Below are 20315 nucleotides of genomic sequence, written 5' to 3' on the forward strand. Positions count from 1 at the left end.
TGGGCACTTTCATGGCCGCCACCGGGCACCCCCACGTGACCGCCTACGGGCAGTCTTGATGGCCACCAGTGGGCAGTTCTACATGTCCCTTGACACTCGGGCTCGGCGACCGTATCCGAGTCAAACTGATACCACCGAAAGGATGACCGTGAAGTTCGATGTGATTGGTGGGTGGGGTGACCGCGTGGAAAGCCTTGACGGCGTCGCCCGGCGCATGGTGTCGACAGCAGCCCAGGTGCCGACACCGGAGTCGTCCCGGTGGGTGGTCACCGAGTCGAAAGGACGCCGAGTCGAGCTCGTCGATGTAGATATGAGCGAACTCGCCGATGTAGCCGGGCACATCGAGCGCACAACCGAACGCCTCTGGAAGGGGCCACGAAACCGACCGGGATTCAACGTGGAGTTCTATCAGGTCGGCGAGGACGACTGCCCGATCGCAAGCTTCACGATTCGGGCGGGATATGGCGGCGAACCTCGTGCGTTACGCAATCACATCGCGCTGGAACTTGAACTCGCCAAGGATCAATTGCAGACGGCGCGGCTGATCAAGGACTATCTGGCCACTCTCGTGCGCTGCTGGGTCCCCGAAAGCCTCTCCGCGCACACCTATGCGTTCATGAAGGCCCAGGGATGGAAGGCGCCGCAGATATCGGTCGGCTGGGACAACTTCATCAGCAACGCGATAGCGCTCGACGAGTCCGTTCTCGCGCCGACCATTCACCTCGAACATGCTGATGGCGGAGCGTATTTCACGCTCGATGGCACACCCGCGGAGCCGAGCCTCGATCAGTCAAGACTGGTACGAACGGCGCTCGGCTACGAATAGTTGGCGACGCTCGAGCGACGGTCTTTCCTCGCCGCGTCTGTCCTCGAAAATGCGTACGAGTCTGGGGCAAACGCCGAAACCGGATCTGAACAGCGTTATAGGGCTTTGAGAGGCCTGTCGGCGGGCTAGGGGCGGCCAAGCGGACTTGAAAGGCTTTGCCGCGCAGCGGCGATAGCGTACTAGACGGACCGTGAGGTGATAGCGCGGTGCACTTCATTTGCGACATAGAACTTGCGATAGGTTCCGTACGGTCCGGTGAGAACCCCGACCTTCACAAGTTTCTGCACAGCTTGATCGGCTCCTTGTGGGGACTTTCCAAACCGTCGCGCGAGATTGGGCACTCGCACAATCGGTGACTCGACCAGTATCTCGACGATGTCGCGCGCTAGACCGCCGCGGTAGCCGGAGTCTTGTAGCCGCTGGGAGTAGTCGCGCTGGGCGTCTAGCATCAGGTTGACACGGTTGGCGGTATCGATAGCGGAGGCCTCTACGCCAGCGCTGAAGAACTGAACCCAGGAGTCCCATTCGCCGGAGACCGATACGTTCGCAAGTTCGTCTTGATATTGGCTCCGGCGCGTTTCGAACCACGGTGACACGCTGAGGAGAGGTTCCTGTAACAGGCGGTCGACCATCAGTTGCAGGATGATGAGCAGACGGCCGATACGGCCGTTCCCGTCATTGAATGGGTGAAGGGTTTCAAACTGATAGTGGGACATGGCCGCTGCGACCAACGGGTCACGCGCGGCGGTCGAGTCGTTCATCCACGTCATCAGGTCGCGTACCGACGCTTCGAGATCGGGTCCGGGAGGCATCGGAACGAAGCGAGAAGATTCGATAGTTCCGTCGGGACTGCCGATGGCTAGTTGGCAGCGTCGCACACGCCCAGCATCGCGGGTTTCGGACTCCGTTCCGTCGACAAGCTGTTTGTGGGCTGTTTCGATCAGCGATGTCGTGATAACTCGTTGCTCCGCAACGAAATCGAACGCATCGTCTGCTGCGCGGATGTAGTTGATCACTTCAACCAGTTCCGCGCTGTAGTCCTCGGTGTCGCTCTCGTCCGCCGCCAAGACTTCATCGATCGGCGCAAAGGTTCCTTCCAGCGCCGACGTGCTCTGAGCCTCGCGAGTGAGTGTCGGACGGCGGAGGATGCGGGGGTTTGGTACCTGTCGGGAAGCTTGATCTAGCTGTGCGAGAGCCCTGCTGGCGCTGGTGACTGCGCGCCAGGTCTGTCCGGATAGAACCGGCTCGGTCGACAGTGGGTGGGCTATATAGGCGGCGTGTTCGTAGGTTCTGCCGTTGCGTCCATCGGTCCCAGAGATCGGTCGCAGGTTCCCAATCGGACTGCTAGCGAAGCGTTCTAACTGCACATACCAAGTGTAGGCGGCTTTCGGTTGAAGTCACATCTATGAAACTCAACGTCACTTGGTATTGGCTATGAGAGATCAACTGAAGGCCGTCGTTGCTTGTCACTACGAGCTGCTGGGCAAAGACGGGGTTTGCCGCAGTGCACACAAGAATCGTTCTTCGAGCTTCCGGCCGTGTGTGCTCAGTGTGTGCTGACAGCCTCGCTCCGGTTGGGGCTGGCGCCGCAACGAGACTCAGAAACCCACCTTTGCCTGCGTTTTCTAGTGGAGCCGCCCAGGGGAATCGAACCCCTGACCTATTCATTACGAGTGAATTGCTCTACCGACTGAGCTAGGGCGGCGTGCTGCGCGAGGCAGCGCCCACGAGTGTAGCGACCCCGGGCCGTCCGGCAAAAATCGCCCGGCGCGCTCCGCCGCACCTCGGCCGCGGTCGGATCATTCTCCGGTCCGCGTCTCGTGGTCGGTGAGTCGTCGTATTGTCGGCACCATGGCCGGACCCACCAACTCACCTGTTTCAGCCGCCGACGCCACCGCCGCCGTCGCCGACCCCTGGCGGGTGATCACCAACTCGCTGCGCGCCTCGTTCCGCACCGGGTCGATGGTCCGCGGGATGGACTTCCTCACCCGGGTGGTCTACGCGGCCGAACGTGCCAACCACCACCCCGACATCGACCTCCGCTACGGTGCGGTGCACCTCACCCTGACCACCCACAGCGCGCAACGACTCACCGAAGCCGATGTGGCACTGGCCAATACGATCTCGCAGATCGCCGGCGACATGGAACTCGAAGCACTGCCGGCACCGGAACGCTTCGACCTCGCCATCGACGCCCTCGACATCGCGCGCGTGCGCCCGTTCTGGAAGGCCGTTCTCGGCTACACCGAACTCGACGCCGTCGGCAGTGAGAACCTCGAGGCCGACCTGGTCGACCCCGACGGGTTGCTGCCGCCGGTGTGGTTTCAGCAGATGGACGAGCCGCGCCCGCAGCGCAGCAGGATGCACGTGGACCTGTGGGTTCCCGCCGACGTCGTCCATGAGCGCATCCAGGCTGCCCTGGCCGCCGACGGCCAGCTACTCACCGACCGCTACGCGCCCTCGTTCTGGGTGCTCGCCGACCCCGAGGGCAACGAGGTGTGCCTGTGCACGTGGCAGCAACGCGACGACACCTGACATAGGACGACACCGGACGCAGACGGGCGCGGTCGAGCCCCTCCGGAAACTCGAGCCGGAAACCCGAGGCAGCGCCGGTGCGTCCTACCTCGTATGGAGTATCCCGATCTCGGTGTCCACACGCGCGCCTGCTCATCGAATGTGACAGCAAACTGCACCACACACCAGCCTCGGGAACTATCGCAATGACCGAAGCGGACGACCACGGTGACGATCCGCAAAGTGTTTCGACAACCCGGCAAGGCAGGTGTACAACTTGTATCTATGTTGGATCTCAGTACCGAGTCGGCCGCCGACCGCGTGTATGCGGAGGTCAAGGAGCTCATCTTGACCAACGTCATCGCCGGCGGCGAGCTGATCAGCGAAGGCGAGATCGCGCAGCGCTGCGAGGTCAGCCGCACCCCGGTGCGAGAGGCATTCCTGCGGCTGCAGGCCGAGGGCTGGATGCGCCTCTACCCCAAGCGCGGCGCGCTGGTGTGCCCGGTGACCGAGACCGAGGCGCACGACGTGATCGACGCCCGCATCCTCGTGGAGACCCATGCGGTGCGCGGACTCGCCGCGAACCCCATGCCGCTCGACGATCTGCTCACCCGGCTGCGCCGCAACCTCGACGCGCACGGGGCGGTACCGGCCGATCACATCGCCGACTTCGGCCGCCTCGACGCCGAGTTCCACCAGATCATCGTCGCCGCCGGTCACAACGGACTTCTCGCCGACTTCTACCTCGGACTGGGCGAACGGCATCGCCGTATGACCACCGCCAGCATGCACCGCGACCCCGCGGTGGTCGGACGCATCCTCACCGAACACGCCGAACTGGTGACCGCCATCGAGGCTCGCGACGTGGCGCAGTTCGACTCGATGCTGCGTCGCCACATCGCCAGCGTGCATCAGGTTCCCGCACACCGGATTCCCGGCGGTGCAGGGCGATGAGCACCACCGCCGCCGACACCGGCACCCCCACCACGACCGCCGGAACCGTCACCCGCGCCACCTGGACAGCGGTGGCGCTGGCCGTGTTCGCGTCGGCGTGGGGCGGCAACGAATTCACCCCGCTGCTGGTGATGTACCGGCAGGGCGGCGACTTCTCGCCCGTCGTCGTCGACAGCCTGCTCTTCCTCTATGTGCTGGGCATCGTGCCCGCATTGCTCATCGGCGGCCCGCTGTCGGATCGTCTCGGGCGCCGCCCGCTGATGTTGCCCGCCCCCGTCTTCGCTGCCCTCGGCTCGCTGCTGCTGGCGCTCGGCGCCAACTCGGTGGCCTTGCTCTCGGTGGGTCGGGTGTGCAGCGGTATCGCGCTGGGATTGTCGATGGCGGTGGGCGGCAGCTGGATCACCGAGCTATCGGTGCGTGCCGGGGACCGTCCGGCCGCCGGCGCACGCCGGGCGGCGATGAGTCTCACCGCCGGATTCGGCATCGGCGCGGGCGTGGCCGGTGCGTTGGCGCAGTGGGCGCCGTGGCCGCACGTGCTCGCCTACATCGTCAACATCTCGCTCGCCGTACTCGCCGCCGTATTGATCCTGCGCGCACCCGAAACCCGCACGCGCAGTACCGAACCCGGGCGTCTGATCGACGATCTCAAGATACCGTCGGCCGGTCATCGGCGATTCCTGTTCGTGGTGCTGCCGGTGGCGCCGTGGGTATTCGGGGCGTGCGCATCGGCGTATGCGGTGATCCCGGCGCTGATGTCGGCGCGGACATCGGGTGCGCCCATCGCGTTCGCCGCGCTGTGCTGCGTGCTGGGCCTCGCGGCAGGATTCGGCGTGCAGTCACTGGGCCGGCGTATCGACGATCCCGACGGGGTGCGCGGCGTGGCCAGCGCGCTGATCGTGCTGGCCGTCGGCATGGGTCTGGCCGCGCTCGCCGCGCACGCGCTCACCATCTGGTTGTCGCTGCTGGCCGCCACCGTCCTGGGCTGCGGATACGGCATGGCGATGATCGCCGGATTGCTCGAGGTCCAGAGAATTGCGACACCCGACGACCTCGCCGGTCTGACCGCGGTGTTCTACAGCGTCACCTATCTCGGATTCGCGGTGCCCGCCGTGCTGGCGCTGATCGCCGGGACCTGGCACACCGTCACCTACACCGACATGTTCGTGTTCGGCGTGGTGGCCGCGCTGGTGTGCCTCGCCGTGGCCATCGCGGGCCATCGCCGACACCGCTCAGCGGTCACCACCGAGCAGCACGTCCCGTAGCACCCGGAGATCGTCGGCCGATGCCGAGCGGAGCACCTCGGGGGCAGGGTCGGGCACCGTCCACGCCCGCGCGAGCAACGCGCGTCCGGCATCGGTGATCCGCACCTGCTTGCTCCGGCGGTCGCGCGGCGACGGTTCGCGGACCACGTAGCCTCCCGACTCGAGATCGGAGACGGCGACCGAGGCGGCCGGCGCGTCGATGGTGGCCGACGCGGCGATCTCGGTGATGGTCATCGGACGCGTTGCGAGCCTGCGCAGCACTCGAATTCGGCTGAACGGCAATCCGGTGGCGGCGATCACCTCACGTTTCCAGCCGTCGCGTGAATCGGTGACGAGACCGGTCATCGCGCGCCACACCTGCGCGGTCAGGTCGTCGTCGGGGTGGCGTGCCGCGGGCTCAGATGCGGGCATCGGACATCTCCGGTTCGATGAGTCCGCGCGACACCGCGTCGGCGGTGCGGTGCGCCCAGGTGGTGGTCGAGGCGATGCCGAGCGCGAGAATCGTTGCGCTGAAACCGATCACGATGTACCACATGGTGTCCATCGCATCGGTGAAGTGGGCGCCGGTCGCCGAGGTGGCCAACCCGGTGACACTGCCCGCGAGCGCGACACCCAGGCTCACCCCGATCTGACGGCTGGTGGAGGCCACCGCCGATGCGGCGCCCGCGCGATGTCGTGGCATACCCGCGACGGCGGAGTTGGTGATCGGCGCGTTGATCATGCCGAAACCCAGGCCGAACACCGCGAAGATCGTCGCGATCACCGGGATCGACGTCGCATCGTCGATGGTGAGCATCAGCGCCGAACTCACCAGCAGCGCGATGCCCGCGATGACCAGCGACGGCCGGGTGCCCCACCGGGCCACGGCCCGTCCGGACAGCGGCGAACAGATGAGCACCGCCACCGCGGGCGGCACCAGCATGGCGCCGGTACCCACCGCGCTGAAACCGCGAATCTCCTGCAAATACAACGACATCAGGAACAAGAACCCACCCCAGCCGGCGAACGCGCAGATCGCGATGATCGTCGCCGACGAGAACGGCACGCTGCGGAAGAACCGCAGGTCGATGAATGGGTCGGAGTGCCGGCGTTCCCAGGCCAGGAACCCGATGAACGATGCGATCGCCACCGCGAACACGGTCAGTGTGCGGGCCGAACCCCACCCCTGCTCGGGGCCCTCGATGAGGCCGTAGACCACTCCGGCCAACGCGAGGATGGCCAGGCCCTGACCGACGGGATCGAGGGTCCGCATCACCGGCGACCGCGACTCGGGGATCAGCAGCGCGGTCAGCACGATGGCGGCGAGGCAGATGGGCAGGTTGATCCAGAACACCGCTCGCCAGTCGAGCAGGTCGATGAGGAGCCCGCCGATGATCGGGCCCGCGGCCATGGAGATCCCGACCACCGATCCCCAGACGCCGATCGCGCGGGCGCGTTCGCGCGGATCGACGAAGACCTGCGTGATGATCGACATCGCGACCGGATTGAGCATCGACCCGCCGATCGCCTGTAGAGCGCGCGCGGCGATGAGCACACCCACGGTGGGCGCCAGGCTGCACGCCAGCGAGCCGATCGCGAACGTGGTCAGTCCGATCTGGAACACCCGTCGTCGCCCGTAGCGGTCGGCCGCGGCGCCGGAGATCATCAGGAGGCTGGCCAGGACCAACGTGTAGACGTCGATGACCCACTGCAGCTGCGAGACGTCGGCGTGCAGGTCGGTGCGGATCGACGGGAGGGCGACGTTGACGATGGTCGCGTCCATCGACACGATCAGCAGGCTCAGGCAACAGGTGGCCAGAATGGCCATCTTGCGCCGGGGGGACAGATCCCGGGAGATTGTTGTGAGCATACAAATATTGTAGACCTACAAGCATTGGTCCGGTGGTTGCTCACCCGGTGATCGCGGGTAACCTGCACAAAGTTCGGGACGCCGGGGTGGACGGGCGTCGGAGGTGTGTGGCGAGAGGACGAGGTCGGTGCTGCTCGGTGCCTGGGTGAGCGTGGTCACCGCGGTCCTGCTCATCGTTCCCGGCGCCCTGGTGGGCCGCCGGATGACGTTGCCGTGGCCCGTCGCGATCGCCGCCGGTCCGCCGATCACCTTCGCCGTCGTGCACGTGCTCACCGTGCTCTACGGGGCCGTCGGCATCGAATGGAACCTGCTCACCGCGCTACTCGGCACCGTGGTCATCGTCGCGCTGGCCTGGCTCTACGCCCTGGCGCTGCGCACCCGGGTGGGACGTCGACTGGCCCCGGTGCCTGCCGTGGGCTCACCCGACACCGACGACGACGCTGTTGACCGGCCGTTCGGACTCACCGCCGCACTGCGCGCCGGGGTGGGGATCGCGCTGGGCGCGATCATCATCGTGATCACCTGCATCCGGCCCGTCGCCAAGACCGCCTTCGCCGGGCTGAACAACATCCCGCAGGTGTGGGACTCCCTGTGGCACGCGAGTTCGTTGCGCTTCATCGCGGACACCGGGATCGGGTCGTCGTTGCGCATGGGTGAGTTGATGAACTACGACACCCACGGCTTCAACTACTACCCCAACACCTGGCATGCGCTCGGTGCGCTCACCATGCCGCTGACCGGCGCGAACCCCGTCCAGACCTACAACACCTACTCGCCGGCCACCCTGGCGATCACGGTGACGTTCGGGGTGGCCGCACTCGCCTACTGGATGGCCCGGCACCGGTACGACACCACCACGTCGGCGTTGCTGGCCGGTGCCGCGGGAGCGGTGTCGGCGCTGTTTCCCTCCCTGCCGTACGTGGAGGTGCAGCTCACCTCGGTGCCCAACGCGGTCGGTGTGTCCCTGACGCCGGTCGCGGCGATCCTCACCATCAGCGCGGTGCGGGATCGGCGGCGGGTGCTGCCGGCGGCGGTCGCGGTCTGCGGTGTCACCGCGACGCACCCCTCGGGTCTGATCCTGGTCGGGGTGATCGTGGGGCTGTGGTGGCTGCTCGAAGCGCTGTGGCGTCCGGTGCGCAGTCGCCTCGGCGACATCGTCACGCTGGTGGTGACCGGGGCGCTCACCCTGGTGCTGGCGTTCCCGGTGGTGCTGGGCACCATCAAGGTGGCCGACACCAACGAACTGCCGTTCTTCGACTTCCGGGTGGAGACGGTCGGGGTGCTCGACGGACTGGCGCAGGCGGCGTTCAACGGCACGGTGCCGCTGTCCACGCAGTCGTATCCGGTGTGGGTGCTGATCGTCCTCACCATCGCCGGTGCCGGCGCGCTGATCTGGTTGCGATGCTGGGGCGGCCTCGCGGCCTGGGTGGTGTTCGTGCTGGTCACCGCGAACTCGGTGGTCTCCTTGGGGCCGCTGTCGTATCCGCTGGGTGCGATCGGCGGCTACTTCTACAACTCCCCGCACCGATTGACATTGGTGGTGTCGCTGTTCTCGGCTGCCGCGGCGGGCATCGCGCTGGGAATGGCGACACTGGCGGTTGCGCGATGGGCCGCACGACTCGGTACCGACGACTCGTCGGCCTCCCGCCGACGCTGGCTCGCGCCGACCGCCGTCGCCGTGCTGTTCGCGCTGATCGCCGCCGGCGGGGTGTGGCGCTACCCGGTGAACGCGCAGATCGCGTCGAAGGAGCGTGGTGGCAAGTTCGTCGGACCCGACGATCTGGCCGCCTACCACTGGCTGGAGCGGCAACCCGACGCGCACGACGCGGTGATCCTCAACAATCTCGATCAGGGCACCGGATGGATCTATCCGGTCACCGGACTCACCCCGATGTTCGCGTTCTACCGCGCCAACGACTTCTCGCAGCGTCAGCGCGACCTGTTCTGGGGGACATCGAAGATCGGGACGGACCCGTACATCGACGGGATCGTGCGAGATATGAACGTGCGGTACGTGATCGACAGTCCGCCGAGTTACTGGCCGTTCCAGAACGGTGTACCCGACCCGGAACACGGCGTGCAGGGCGACCCGTTCCTCGAACTGCGCGAGCACGGAACCCCGGGCCTGACCGAGGTGTTCCGGCAGGGCAACGCGACCGTATACCGCGTGAACGAGAAGGTGTTTCAGGCGTCGGGGTAGCCGTCCGGGTTGTTCGACTGCCAGCGCCAGGTGTCCACGCACATGTCGTCGATCGTCTTGGTGGCGAACCAGTCGAGGTCCTTGTTGGCGCGGGTGGGGTCGGCGTAGGACGCGGCGATGTCGCCGGCACGACGCGGCGCGATCTCGTAGGGAATCGGCCGACCGCTGGCCCGCTCGAACGCGTGCACCACCTCGAGCACTGAAACCCCTTGTCCGGTACCGAGATTCCACGTCGACATGGGGTCGTTGCCGGTGCTGATCCGCGTCAGTGCGGCGACATGTCCGGCGGCGAGATCGTCGACGTGGATGTAGTCGCGCACCCCGGTGCCGTCGGGGGTGTCGTAATCGTCGCCGAAGATCGAGAGCTTGGCCCGACGGCCCACCGCCACCTGCGCGACGAACGGCATCAGATTGTTGGGGATGCCGCTGGGGTCCTCCCCGATCTGCCCGCTCGGGTGCGCGCCCACCGGATTGAAGTAACGCAGGGCGGCGATCCGCCACGACGGGTCGCTGGCGGCGACGTCGCGCAGCACCTGCTCGATCATCACCTTGGTCCACCCGTACGGATTGGTCGCCGACGTCGGCGAATCCTCGGTCATCGGCAGCACCGGTTCGGAGCCGTAGACCGTCGCCGACGACGAGAACACGAGTGTTCGCACGTCGTGTCGGCCCATCGCGCGCAGCAGCGAAAAGGTGGTGTCCAGATTGTTCTGGTAGTAGTCGAGCGGCTTGGCCACCGACTCGCCGACCGCCTTGTATCCGGCGAAGTGGATCACCGCGTCGAGATCCTCGTGCTCGAAGAGCTTCTCGGTCTTGTCGACGTCGGTGAGGTCGAAGGCGTGCACCGGGATGTGGGTGCCGGTCAGCGCCTCGAGCCGGGCGATCACCGTCGGCTTGGAATTGCTGAAGTCGTCGACCACCACCACGTCGTGGCCTGCTTCGACGAGACGGATGACGGTGTGCGAGCCGATGTAGCCGGCGCCGCCGCTGACGAGTACGCGCATGGAAACCACGGTAAGGGGTGCACCTGGTGGCCGCCACGGAGGATGCTGTGAGATGGAGCCGTCACGGTGCAGCGGAGGATTCAGAGGTGGGCATGTTGCGAACCGATGTGGAGTTCACGTCGTCGGGGACGACGATCCGGGCATGGCTGTACCGGCCCTCGGCAGAATCCGGCTCGACAACGGATGCCAACCCCCCGGTGATCGTGATGGCGCACGGGCTCGGCGGTGTGCGGACGATGCGTCTCGACACGTTTGCCGAGCGGTTCGCCGACGCAGGCTACGCCTGTCTCGTCTTCGATTACCGGCACTTCGGCGACAGCGACGGGGAACCCCGGCAGTTGCTCTCGGTGCGCCGACAACTCGCCGACTACGAGGCCGCCATCCGCTACGTCCGGTCACTAGACGGCGTGGACACCGCCCGCATCGTCGTGTGGGGTACGTCGTTCTCCGGTGGCCATGCGCTGACGCTGGCCGCGCGGCACCCCGAACTCGCCGCGGCTATCGCGCAGTGCCCCTTCACGAGCGGAATCGCTTCCACCCTGGCGCTCGATCCGATCTCGGCGGCCAAGGTGACCGCACGCGGCGTCGCCGACCTCGCGTCGAGCGTGGCGGGCCGTGGACCGGTCACCGTCGCGCTCGTCGGCACCGGACACCAGGCGGCGCTGATGACCGCGCCCGACGCCGAACCCGGCTACCTGGCGCTGGTGGCGCCCGGTTCGACGTTCCGCAACGAGGTCGCCGCCCGCATCGGGCTGTCGGTTCTGCTGTCCGCTCCGGCCCGCAAGGTCGGCAAGATCACGGTCCCCACCTTCATCGCCGCATGCGACCCCGACACGGTAGCGCCGGTGCGTCCGACGATCCGCGCGGCCGGCCGCAACCCGCGGGTCACGTGCCGGCGATACCCGTACGGGCACTTCGACATCTACGTCGGCGACGCGTTCGACGAGGTGGTTGCCGACGAGATCGCATTCCTGCGCGACGTGGTGCCGGTGTGACGTCGCGCCGTCGGTTCCCGGGTGCTCAGCCGTAGCAGACGCTGCGTACCCAGGCGCCGCCACCGGTCAGCGGGCCGATCGGTCCGACCGACGGCGCGGTGATGCACTGGCTGCGTCCCTGGGGGACGGGCTTGCCGGTGCGCGAATCGAACGGGGAGGTGTAGGCGAAGCTGATGGCGGTGGTCGGGTGCGTCTGCGGATACATGCCGAACAACTCGGGCAGCACGGTGCCCGGCCCGAATCCGAGGAAGCCGTAGCGCTTGCTTCCCGCCTTACCGTCGCGCGGATTGTGCAGCTTGCGCAGCACGGTGTAGTACAGGGGCGGGTTGTAGGCGTCGGTCTGCTTGTAGAAGCCGACGAACTCGTAGACCTGGACGCCCGCGGCGAATAGTGCCTGGTAGGTGACGTCGCCGAGCTGATCCACCCGGTGAATGCCCGGTTGGGTGGCTGCTGCGGACGGTGCTGCGGACGCCTGCGGGGTCACCGCGGCGCCCGCCCCGCCGGCGATGGTCAGTGCGGCCAGGGCGACGGCAACCCGGCGTGAAGCCTTCGAGACGATCGTGCGCATGAGAACCTCCGGGCAATTGGTGGATAGTGGTATCCACGATGTCGGAGGTGCCCGTCCGATCGTTAGCATTGGTAATTCATTGGGATGACATCGTGACCCGATCATTGGGGTGCAGGGAGTCTCCGCGGAGCGGTTCGTGGGCGAAAGCGCGAAAGCCGCGGTGTGGACCGATCTGCGCGCGGAATCCCAACACCTGCGCCGCACGGGTGGGGTCGGCCACGACGTGGCGCACATCGCCGAGCCGGAAATCGTGGGTGATGATCGGTGACGGGCCGCCGAGTTCGTCGGACAGGATCGTGGCGAGCGTGCCGATGCTCACCGGTACCCCGGAAGCGACGTTGAATGCGTCGAACGATGATCGAGGCGGACCGCAGTCCTCGTCGACGAGTGCCTCCACGGCCAGGGCGTTCGCCATGGCGACGTCGTCGACGTGGACGAAGTCGCGCATCTGGGCTCCATCCTCGAACACCAGTGGTGCCCGGCCGGCGGCCAGCATCGACCGGAAGATCGACGCCACCCCCGCGTAGGGGGTGTCTCGCGGCATGTGGGGTCCGTACACGTTGTGGTAGCGCAGCGCGATCGTGTGCGACCCGGTGGATACCGCCCACCCGCGCGCATACTGTTCCTGTGCGGCTTTGCTTGCGGCGTAATGATTCTGCGGCGCCTGCGGCGCGTGCTCGGGGGTCGGGGCCCAGCGGGTGTCGCACCCGTCGGGGCCGACGTGGTCGAAACGTCCCGCGCGCAGGTCGGCGGGCCGTCGCTCGGGCACGTCGACGAGCGGAGTGCCGGACGCGTCGACGTGGCAACCGTTGCCGTAGAGGACCATCGACGATGCCACGACCAGTCGACGCACACCGTGGCGGTGCATGGCCGCCAACAATGTGGCGGTGCCGAGGTCGTTGTTCCGGGCGAACTCCGGCGCATCGTGGAAGCCCAGACCCAGACCGACCAGTGCGGCTTGATGATTCACCACGTCGACGCCGGGAAGCACCGTGTCGAGTGCGGCTGCGTCGGTGACGTCGACCATGAAGACACCCGGAGGAGGATCGGCCGCCGCCGGGTGCGCACTGGGCAGCATCGCGTCGATACCCACGACGTCGTGACCACGATCGGCCAGCGTCGCCGCCACCCGTGACCCGATGAATCCGGCTGCGCCGGTGACCAGTACGCGGCTCATCGCGAGATCCCGCCGCGGACTGCCGGACCGTCCTGTTGGCGCCGATGGGCGAGGATGTGGGCGCTCAGCGTCTCGATATCGTGATCTGTTGTGCTGCACTCACACTGCGCGTCCGGATCGATCCCGGAGATCGCAGCTTTGACGCATGCCTTGAGCCGGGGCAGGTTCGCGGCGAACTGTGCGAAGACCTCCGACGCCCCGACACCGTCGCCCGGCGCCACACCGGCGTCGAGGTCGGTGACGAGGCACAGTGTGCCATAACACATTCCGAGTTCACGGGCCAACGATGCCTCCGGTTGTCCGGTCATGTTGATCAGATCGGCACCCCAGGCGGCATACATCCGGCTTTCGGCGCGGGTGGAGAAACGGGGCCCGTCGATGATCATGAGGGTACCCCCGTCGGTGATCGCCGCATCCGAGTCGCACAGCGCCGATCGAATGCGATCGCAGTACGGATCGGCGAACGAGAGATGCACCGGGTCGTGCGGATGATCGCCCACCGACGAACGATCGAAGAAGGTCGCCGCACGTCCCGCGGTGCGGTCGATGAGCTGGTCGGGCACGATCAGGCTGCCGGGGCCGGCGTCCGGGTCGAGTGAGCCGACCGCGGCGGCGGCGATCACGGTCGTCACGCCGAGGGAACGCAGCGCCCAGAGATTGGCGCGATAGGGAATCTCGTGCGGAAGATGATCGTGGTGGTTTCCGTGTCGCGGGATGAAGACCACCCGTCGGCCGTCGACCGTTCCCACGACCGGAGGGGCCGACGGTGTGCCGAACGGCGTCTCGATGTCCACGGTGCTGACGTCGGTGTGGAAGAAGTCGTAGAAGCCGGTGCCGCCGATGATTCCGATTGCACCTGTGTCACTCTCGGATACTTCTCTGTCGGATATGATCTCTCCTCTGTGATCGGACGTCGGATTGACAACTGCCGGTAGCGGATTCACGCCAGGGGGTGCCTGCCCACGGGTCCTTATGCGATGCAGCACCAGCCAGATCCCGGTGATCGCCCACACCGCCGCGACCGCCACTGCCAGCCCGGCCGGGTAATTGCGGTCGAGCAGCGTCGGATTCGAGGCGGGCGCCTGCCCGGCCGGTCGTGGCGCCAGCACGGGAACCGCCAGCAGTGTGAGGACCCCGGTGAATGCCAGCGCGATGGCGACGGGCACGTAGCGGCCGCGGTCGCGCAGGGTGCGTCGCAGAATCCACCACACCGCCAACCAGATCGGCGCGAGCACGGCGTCATGGGCGATCACGCCACCGGCGAGCCACCCGACCATGGACGACCAGTCGGTTCGCGCCACCGCGGTCACGGTGAGAAACACTCCGTACCCGATGCCGCAGGCACCCACGACCATCAACGCGGCGCGGGCGGGGGTTGCGCTCATCAGTGTGCCTCGATCCGGGCGAGCCATTTGGTCTGCATCACGCCCGGAAGGTTCGGTGCGATGAGCCGAGCGGGATAGCCGTGATCGAGATTGAGCCGGTTTCCGTTGATGGACAACGCGATCAGTGTGAGGTCGTCGGACACCTGGGCGGCGGGGATGTCGGCGATGGCGTAGGCGCCCCGTTCCAGTGACACCATGCGCGCCATCGATCCGGGTTGCGCGCCGACCGTGGCCAGAAGGTCTCGGAGCCGGATACCTGTCCACTGGGCGGACGCGCTCCAACCCTCCACACACGCGATCGGCAAGGTGACGGTGTGTTGCGGCATTGTGGTTTCCAGTTCGGCGATCGTGAAGGTCTGCGAGGCAGTGCCGTTGACCACGGTGAGCCGATAGTCCGGTGAGGTTGCCGCGGTGGTGATGCCCGCGTCGGACGCGGTGCGGTTGATGGGTACACCCTGTGGACCCTCACCCGATCGCGGCGCCAGAAATGCCAATCGCCGCAGCGGGGTGATGGTCTGCCCGGCGAACGCGACCACGGCGAGTCCCACTCCCACCGACGTGGCCAGCAGAATCGTCCGCCGGGAGGGTCCTGTCCCGACTCGGTGGTCCTCCTCGGCACCGGTGCTTGTCTCGGTCCCCGGTCCGGTCTCGATCCCAGTGCCGGTCTCGATCCCAGTGCCGGTCTCGATCCCAGCGTCGTCGCCGAGTGCCCGCCGGATGAGCGGCAACTTGACGGCTATGTGGATGAGGAGCGCGCCGATCGCCACGTAGGCGACGGCGTGGTGCGCCGCGGGAAAGAAGAATGTCCACGGGTACCAGTGCGCGATGTTCAGGATGCCGGTGACGAGTTCGAAGATCCCGGCCGCCACGAGTACGCCGATGCTGCCGCGTTCGGCCATCCGGACCGGCGATCCGATCAGAGGCCGTTCGAAAAGCTTGCGGTACACCAGACCGAGTTTCACCAGGAGCAACGGGATGGCGGCGATCCCGGACAGCACATGGGTGCCCTGAGTGACCCGGTAGAGCCACACGGGGTGTGCCGGCCAACTGAACCACTCCGGTGGGTGCTGGATCAGGTGGCTGAGGACTCCGGTGACGAAGCAGATCGAAAACGTGACACCGAGGGAGAGCCCGACCAGGGTCACCGTCCGCGGCGGTGCGTCGGCATCGCCGTCGGCATGTTCGGCGGTGTCGAGTGAACGGGTATCGCTCATCGCCGCACGGCCTCGACCAACAGTCGGCCGCTGATCTCGGTGATGTTCAACGGGTCCAGTCCGTGGCCGCGCATGGCCGCGGCCATGCCGTCGACCCCGACCCGGGCCCACGGGAACCAGGGACCGGCGCCGTGACGTCCTTCGGTCCGGACCACGTCCACCTGAACGCCCCCGACATGAGCGTCGAGTTCGGCGATCAGGGTGCCGCCGCGGGCAAGTAGCGCACCCACTCGTTCGAGGAGCAGCCCCGGATCGCCGCCGATGCCGATGTTGCCGTCGATCAGTAGCACGTGAGCCCAGCGGCCCTCGCCGGGGAGATGGCCGAAGATGTCGCGCTGCAGCACGGCGACCCCCCGCCGTCGGGCCGCCGACACGGCGACCCGCGAGATGTCGACACCGAGGGCCGGCACGTCGCCGGCAACCAGCGCTGCCACCAGTCGACCTGGGCCGCAACCGAGGTCGATCGTCGGTCCGTCACACCGGCGCACCACGGCGTCGTCGAACTCGCGATCGGCGGTGTCGTCGGAAGCGCCGTGCCAGCGGGCGACGGGGATGTCGGACCAGCGCCCGTCCGCGGTGCGAAGCACCCCGTGGACCCCGCTGAGCGCGTGGTCGAACCGGGCCGGTGATCGCGAGTCACGCGCGAGCGTGATGTCGATCTCCTCGGTCCTGAGATGGCGGTCCGCCGGAATGGTCACGAGGCACTCACGATCGCTCCGGAAGACGCCGCTTCGACGGCGAATTCGCTTGTCGGGGAACACGAGGCCGCCACCGTCGGCACGTCCTCCGGCCGGTCGACGTCGCAGACCATCGGCAGGAGCTCGGTGACCAGTCCCGCGCGGCGCAGTGCCGTCTCGGTTCTGGCGGCGGTGTCGACCCGCGACATCGGGACGTCGCCGAGCGCCTCGGCGCCCGCGCCGCCGGTCAGTCCCAGTCCCCACCAGCCGCCGTCGGCGGCAGGGCCGAGCCACGCGGTGTCTGCACGGCCGTCGACGATCCAGGACAATGATCGACTCAACACGGCAGGTCCGATTTGTGGTGTGTCCATGCCGATCTGGAGAACATGTCGGGCACCGCTCGCGGTGGCGTCCCGGTGTGCATGGACCAGCCGGTCGGCGAAGGTGTCACCGCGTTGCGCCACGACCGTGCAGCCGTCGAGCTCGGCGGAGATCTCCTCCGATCGTTGTGCGCAGCGCAGATCGCCGTGCCAGGAGACCACCACAGCGGCTCCGGTCGCCCGAGCATGACGCAGGGTGTCCAGCAGCGCGGCCGCAGCCAGCCGGGCCGCTCCCACCGGCCCGTACTCCGGTGCCAGACGGGTTTTCGCCAGCCCCGGGACCGGTGCCTTCGCCACGATGAGGATCGCCCCCGTCGTGACACCCCCCGTCACGACACTCCCCGTCATGACAACGCCGCCAGGAAGTCGTGTCCGGCACGAAGCGAACCCAGTACCGACCCCGAGACCTTGGATCGCCCCGCACTCCGCTCGCGAAACGACACGTCGACCTCGGCCACTGTGAGGCCGGCTTGCGCTGCCCGCACGAGGAACTCGACCGGATAGCCGGATCTGCGGTCTTCGATGCCCAAGTCGATGAGCACATCGCGGGAAATCGCCCGCATCGGGCCGATGTCGGTCACGATGATCCCGAAGCGGCGTCGTAATCGCCAGGCGGCCAGTCTGGTTCCGGCCCGGGCATGCCACGGCCACGCGCCGGCCCCGACGGGGCGTCGGCTTCCCACTGCCACGTCGGCACCGCCCTGGAGTGCTGCGACGAGATGCCGGAGTTCTCCGGCATCGAGCGATCCATCGCCGTCGATCGTGCAGACGACGGATGTCTCGGCGGCGAGAACGCCTGCGTGCACTGCGGATCCGTATCCGGGACGTGGTTCGGCGATCACCCGGGCGCCGTGTGTGCGCGCGACCTCGGCGGTGGTGTCGGTGGACCCGTTGTCCACCACCAGCGTGGCGTAGCACTCCGGAATCGATTGCAGCACAGTGGGTAACGCCGATGCCTCGTTGCGGCAGGGGATGATGACGGTGATGTCGTCGGGATTCACATGGCCCAGCGTAGGAGCAGCACAGGGCGCGGTCAGCAGGCTCGTGCTTACGGAAATGTGACGGCGCACCGCCGGGTCTTACGGAAGTGTGACGAGTGGCCGCGGAGCCATCCGCCCATGTCGGCGGGTGGCTAGGCTGCGGTGTCGTGACCCTCTTCCCGAAGCAACGGGTAGGCGATGTCGCCGAATCCGACGGCGTTGAATCCGACGTCGCCGAATCCGACGGCGTTGAATCCGACGGCGCCGAATCGACTGCGCCCCCGCGCGACCGGTTACGCCGACGCTCGCTGACGGCCGTGGCCGGTGCCGCCCTACTGGTCGCCGCTGCGGTCGTGACACCGCTGCTTGTCGGGGATGGCCTGCGCGGCAGAATCTTTGCCGACGCGGCACCGCTGTTCGGGAAGTGGTTGCCGCACCTCGGACCGGGGACCGTGCCCGCGGTCGTCCTGGCTGTCGCGGCGGTGTCGGTGATTCCGTCCCGACTGGCGTCGTTGCGGATCGGTCCGCTGGCCCTGTGGGCATGGGGGATCGGCGCCGCGTGGACCATGAGTCTCGCACTCGTCGACGGCTGGCAGCGGGGGGTTGCCGGCCGGCTGGTGAGACCCGACGAGTATCTGGCCGAAGTTCCTGGTGTGCACAGTATTTCGGGAATGCTGTCCGGATTCTCGGCGCGTATTCTCGACCATCAGCCCGACTCGTGGACCACGCACGTGTCGGGGCATCCGCCGGGTTCGCTGCTGACGTTCGTCATCCTCGATCGTGTCGGCCTCGGTGGCGGCGGGTGGGCGGCACTGTGGTGCGTGGCGATCGGTACCTCGGGTATCGCGGCGGCGATCGTGACGCTCGAGCGGCTCGGCTCACTCGACAGCGCCCGCCGCGCCGCACCGTTCCTCGCGTTCTTCCCGGGTCTGATCTGGGTGGGCGTCAGCGCCGACGGCTACTACATGGGTGTGGTGGCGTGGGGACTGGCCCTGCTGGCCATCGCGGCAACCACCGTGGGCTCGAGGTCGGCCGCGGCCGCCATCGGTGCGGGCCTACTGCTCGGCTTCGCGCTGTTCCTCAACTACGGGCTCGTGCTGTCCGGGATCATGGCCGCGGCAGTGCTGCTGGCCGCGCGCTCGTGGCGGCCGATTCCCTGGGCGCTCGCCGCCGCGCTCGCCGTGGTCGCCGCTTTCGCTCTCACCGGCTTCTGGTGGCTCGACGGGTACCACCTCGTCGTCGAGCGGTACTACCAGGGCATCGCGTCGCAGCGGCCGTTCGCCTACTGGGGGTGGGCGAATCTGGCGGCGACGGCGATCGCGGTCGGTCCGGCGACGGTGGCCGCCTTCGCCCGACTCACCGACCTGTCGGTACTGCGTCGTAGAGAGTTGTGGCCGGCGCTGGCCGGGTTCGCGGCGCTCGCCGCCGCCGACCTCAGTGCGCTCAGCAAAGCCGAGACCGAACGAATCTGGCTACCCTTCACCTTGTGGATGGTGACGGCGACCGCCGTGCTGCCCATCCGTGACCGGCGATGGTGGCTGGGTGGGCAGGTTGTGCTCGCACTCGTCGTGAATCACCTCGTCCTCACGTACTGGTGAAAGGTGGGTGTGATGCGCATCCTGGTCGCGGATGACGACACGGTGGTCCTCGATGTGGTGGGGCGCTACCTGCGGCACGCGGGCATGGAGGTGGTCGCGGTGGCCGACGGAATCTCTGCTCTCGCCGAAATCGACAGTGGTGACATCGATTTGGCCGTCGTCGATGTGATGATGCCGGGGCTCGACGGCATCGAGGTGTGTCGTGACGTCCGGATGGGTGATCACCGGGATGTCCCGGTGATCCTGCTCACCGCACTCGGTTCGACCGATGATCGGGTGCTGGGCCTGGAATCGGGAGCCGACGACTACGTGACCAAACCATTCAGTCCCCGCGAGCTGACGCTGCGGGTGCAGTCGGTGTTGCGGCGTATCCGCACGTCCCCGCCGCCGGGACGCGAAGCGGGCGAGCCCGATCATCTCCACGGCGGTGACGTCGTCGTGGATCTGCGTGCACAGCTGGTCACCGTCGGCGGGCGTGCGTTGTCGACCACCAAACGTGAATACGATCTGATTGTTCATCTGATGACCCACCCCGACCAGGTGTTCAGTCGCGACGAACTGCTCGAGCAGGTGTGGGGCTGGAAGTTCGGCGATCAGTCGACGGTGACGGTGCACGTCAAGCGCGTGCGCACCAAACTCGGTTCCGCGTCACGGATCGAGACGGTGTGGGGGAGAGGCTACCGCTGGGTCCGGGGTCCGCTCGTCGACGAGTCGCGCCCCGGGGAGTGACAC

19 protein-coding genes and 1 tRNA gene are annotated in these 20315 nt (G+C 67.2%); 8 read left to right on the top strand and 12 right to left on the bottom strand.

What is annotated here, in order from left to right:
• Positions 1-148: 148 nt before the first annotated feature.
• Positions 149-826, top strand: coding sequence for a hypothetical protein (locus ACWDTD_RS18845; protein WP_449748667.1), 678 nt, complete (start codon positions 149-151; stop codon positions 824-826).
• Between the two features lie 179 nt (positions 827-1005).
• Here the strand turns inward: ACWDTD_RS18845 and ACWDTD_RS18850 are convergent, their stop codons facing one another.
• The gene (locus ACWDTD_RS18850) at positions 1006-2193 is read right to left on the bottom strand and encodes a Fic family protein (RefSeq protein WP_449748668.1); all 1188 of its coding nucleotides are present in this window, start codon (positions 2191-2193) and stop codon (positions 1006-1008) included.
• Positions 2194-2455: 262 nt separating this feature from the next.
• Positions 2456-2531: transfer RNA gene (locus ACWDTD_RS18855), tRNA-Thr, on the bottom strand.
• A 146-nt stretch (positions 2532-2677) separates the two neighbouring features.
• On the opposite strand from ACWDTD_RS18855, the gene ACWDTD_RS18860 reads away from it, so the two are divergent.
• From ACWDTD_RS18860 to ACWDTD_RS18870, 3 genes are all read left to right on the top strand, one after another.
• Positions 2678-3361, top strand: a complete 684-nt coding sequence (locus tag ACWDTD_RS18860; protein ID WP_449748669.1) for a 4a-hydroxytetrahydrobiopterin dehydratase — start codon at positions 2678-2680, stop codon at positions 3359-3361.
• 264 nt (positions 3362-3625) lie between these two features.
• Positions 3626-4294, top strand: a complete 669-nt coding sequence (locus ACWDTD_RS18865; RefSeq protein WP_449748670.1) for a GntR family transcriptional regulator — start codon at positions 3626-3628, stop codon at positions 4292-4294.
• The gene (locus ACWDTD_RS18870; protein ID WP_449748671.1) at positions 4291-5556 is read left to right on the top strand and encodes an MFS transporter; all 1266 of its coding nucleotides are present in this window, start codon (positions 4291-4293) and stop codon (positions 5554-5556) included. The genes ACWDTD_RS18865 and ACWDTD_RS18870 overlap by 4 nt, the downstream gene beginning before the upstream one ends.
• On the opposite strand, the gene ACWDTD_RS18875 is transcribed toward ACWDTD_RS18870, so the two are convergent.
• Complete coding sequence (locus ACWDTD_RS18875; RefSeq protein WP_449748672.1) at positions 5524-5967, bottom strand: MarR family winged helix-turn-helix transcriptional regulator; 444 nt, start codon at positions 5965-5967, stop codon at positions 5524-5526. The two genes, ACWDTD_RS18870 and ACWDTD_RS18875, sit on opposite strands and share 33 nt — an antisense overlap.
• Positions 5954-7405, bottom strand: coding sequence for an MFS transporter (locus ACWDTD_RS18880; protein ID WP_449748673.1), 1452 nt, complete (start codon positions 7403-7405; stop codon positions 5954-5956). The genes ACWDTD_RS18875 and ACWDTD_RS18880 overlap by 14 nt, the downstream gene beginning before the upstream one ends.
• 127 nt (positions 7406-7532) lie before the next feature.
• On the opposite strand from ACWDTD_RS18880, the gene ACWDTD_RS18885 reads away from it, so the two are divergent.
• Positions 7533-9605 carry a DUF6541 family protein gene (locus ACWDTD_RS18885; RefSeq protein WP_449748674.1) on the top strand — a complete coding sequence of 691 codons (2073 nt, stop codon included), beginning with the start codon at positions 7533-7535 and terminating at the stop codon, positions 9603-9605.
• Here the strand turns inward: ACWDTD_RS18885 and galE are convergent.
• Positions 9590-10609 carry a UDP-glucose 4-epimerase GalE gene (galE, locus tag ACWDTD_RS18890; protein ID WP_449748675.1) on the bottom strand — a complete coding sequence of 340 codons (1020 nt, stop codon included), beginning with the start codon at positions 10607-10609 and terminating at the stop codon, positions 9590-9592. The two genes, ACWDTD_RS18885 and galE, sit on opposite strands and share 16 nt — an antisense overlap.
• A gap of 92 nt (positions 10610-10701) precedes the next feature.
• Here galE and ACWDTD_RS18895 point away from each other — a divergent pair, with 92 nt between their 5' ends.
• Positions 10702-11604: an alpha/beta hydrolase gene (locus ACWDTD_RS18895; RefSeq protein ID WP_449748676.1), complete on the top strand. Its 903-nt coding sequence runs from the start codon at positions 10702-10704 to the stop codon at positions 11602-11604.
• 25 nt (positions 11605-11629) lie between these two features.
• Here ACWDTD_RS18895 and ACWDTD_RS18900 read toward each other — a convergent pair whose 3' ends face one another.
• From ACWDTD_RS18900 to ACWDTD_RS18930, 7 genes are all read right to left on the bottom strand, one after another.
• A complete protein-coding gene (locus ACWDTD_RS18900; RefSeq protein WP_449748677.1) occupies positions 11630-12172 on the bottom strand; it encodes a hypothetical protein in 543 nt (180 codons plus the stop codon).
• 76 nt (positions 12173-12248) lie between these two features.
• Positions 12249-13349 carry an NAD-dependent epimerase/dehydratase family protein gene (locus ACWDTD_RS18905; protein WP_449748678.1) on the bottom strand — a complete coding sequence of 367 codons (1101 nt, stop codon included), beginning with the start codon at positions 13347-13349 and terminating at the stop codon, positions 12249-12251.
• Positions 13346-14734 (bottom strand): S-methyl-5'-thioadenosine phosphorylase, encoded by a 1389-nt coding sequence (locus ACWDTD_RS18910; RefSeq protein ID WP_449748679.1) that lies wholly within the window; start codon positions 14732-14734, stop codon positions 13346-13348. Before ACWDTD_RS18910 ends, ACWDTD_RS18905 begins: the two co-directional genes overlap by 4 nt.
• The gene (locus tag ACWDTD_RS18915) at positions 14734-15948 is read right to left on the bottom strand and encodes a molybdopterin-dependent oxidoreductase (protein ID WP_449748680.1); all 1215 of its coding nucleotides are present in this window, start codon (positions 15946-15948) and stop codon (positions 14734-14736) included. The genes ACWDTD_RS18910 and ACWDTD_RS18915 overlap by 1 nt, the downstream gene beginning before the upstream one ends.
• Positions 15945-16646, bottom strand: a complete 702-nt coding sequence (locus tag ACWDTD_RS18920; RefSeq protein ID WP_449748681.1) for a class I SAM-dependent methyltransferase — start codon at positions 16644-16646, stop codon at positions 15945-15947. The genes ACWDTD_RS18915 and ACWDTD_RS18920 overlap by 4 nt, the downstream gene beginning before the upstream one ends.
• On the bottom strand, positions 16643-17338 hold the full coding sequence (locus ACWDTD_RS18925; RefSeq protein WP_449748682.1) for a TIGR04282 family arsenosugar biosynthesis glycosyltransferase: 696 nt from the start codon (positions 17336-17338) through the stop codon (positions 16643-16645). The genes ACWDTD_RS18920 and ACWDTD_RS18925 overlap by 4 nt, the downstream gene beginning before the upstream one ends.
• Before the next feature lie 11 nt (positions 17339-17349).
• Positions 17350-18006 carry a glycosyltransferase family 2 protein gene (locus ACWDTD_RS18930; protein ID WP_449748683.1) on the bottom strand — a complete coding sequence of 219 codons (657 nt, stop codon included), beginning with the start codon at positions 18004-18006 and terminating at the stop codon, positions 17350-17352.
• Positions 18007-18152: 146 nt separating this feature from the next.
• On the opposite strand from ACWDTD_RS18930, the gene ACWDTD_RS18935 reads away from it, so the two are divergent.
• Complete coding sequence (locus ACWDTD_RS18935) at positions 18153-19583, top strand: hypothetical protein (RefSeq protein WP_449748684.1); 1431 nt, start codon at positions 18153-18155, stop codon at positions 19581-19583.
• Positions 19584-19595: 12 nt separating this feature from the next.
• Positions 19596-20312 carry a response regulator transcription factor gene (locus ACWDTD_RS18940; RefSeq protein ID WP_449748685.1) on the top strand — a complete coding sequence of 239 codons (717 nt, stop codon included), beginning with the start codon at positions 19596-19598 and terminating at the stop codon, positions 20310-20312.
• The last annotated feature ends 3 nt before the right edge of the window (positions 20313-20315 follow it).

Source organism: Gordonia sp. NPDC003425 (assembly GCF_053588635.1).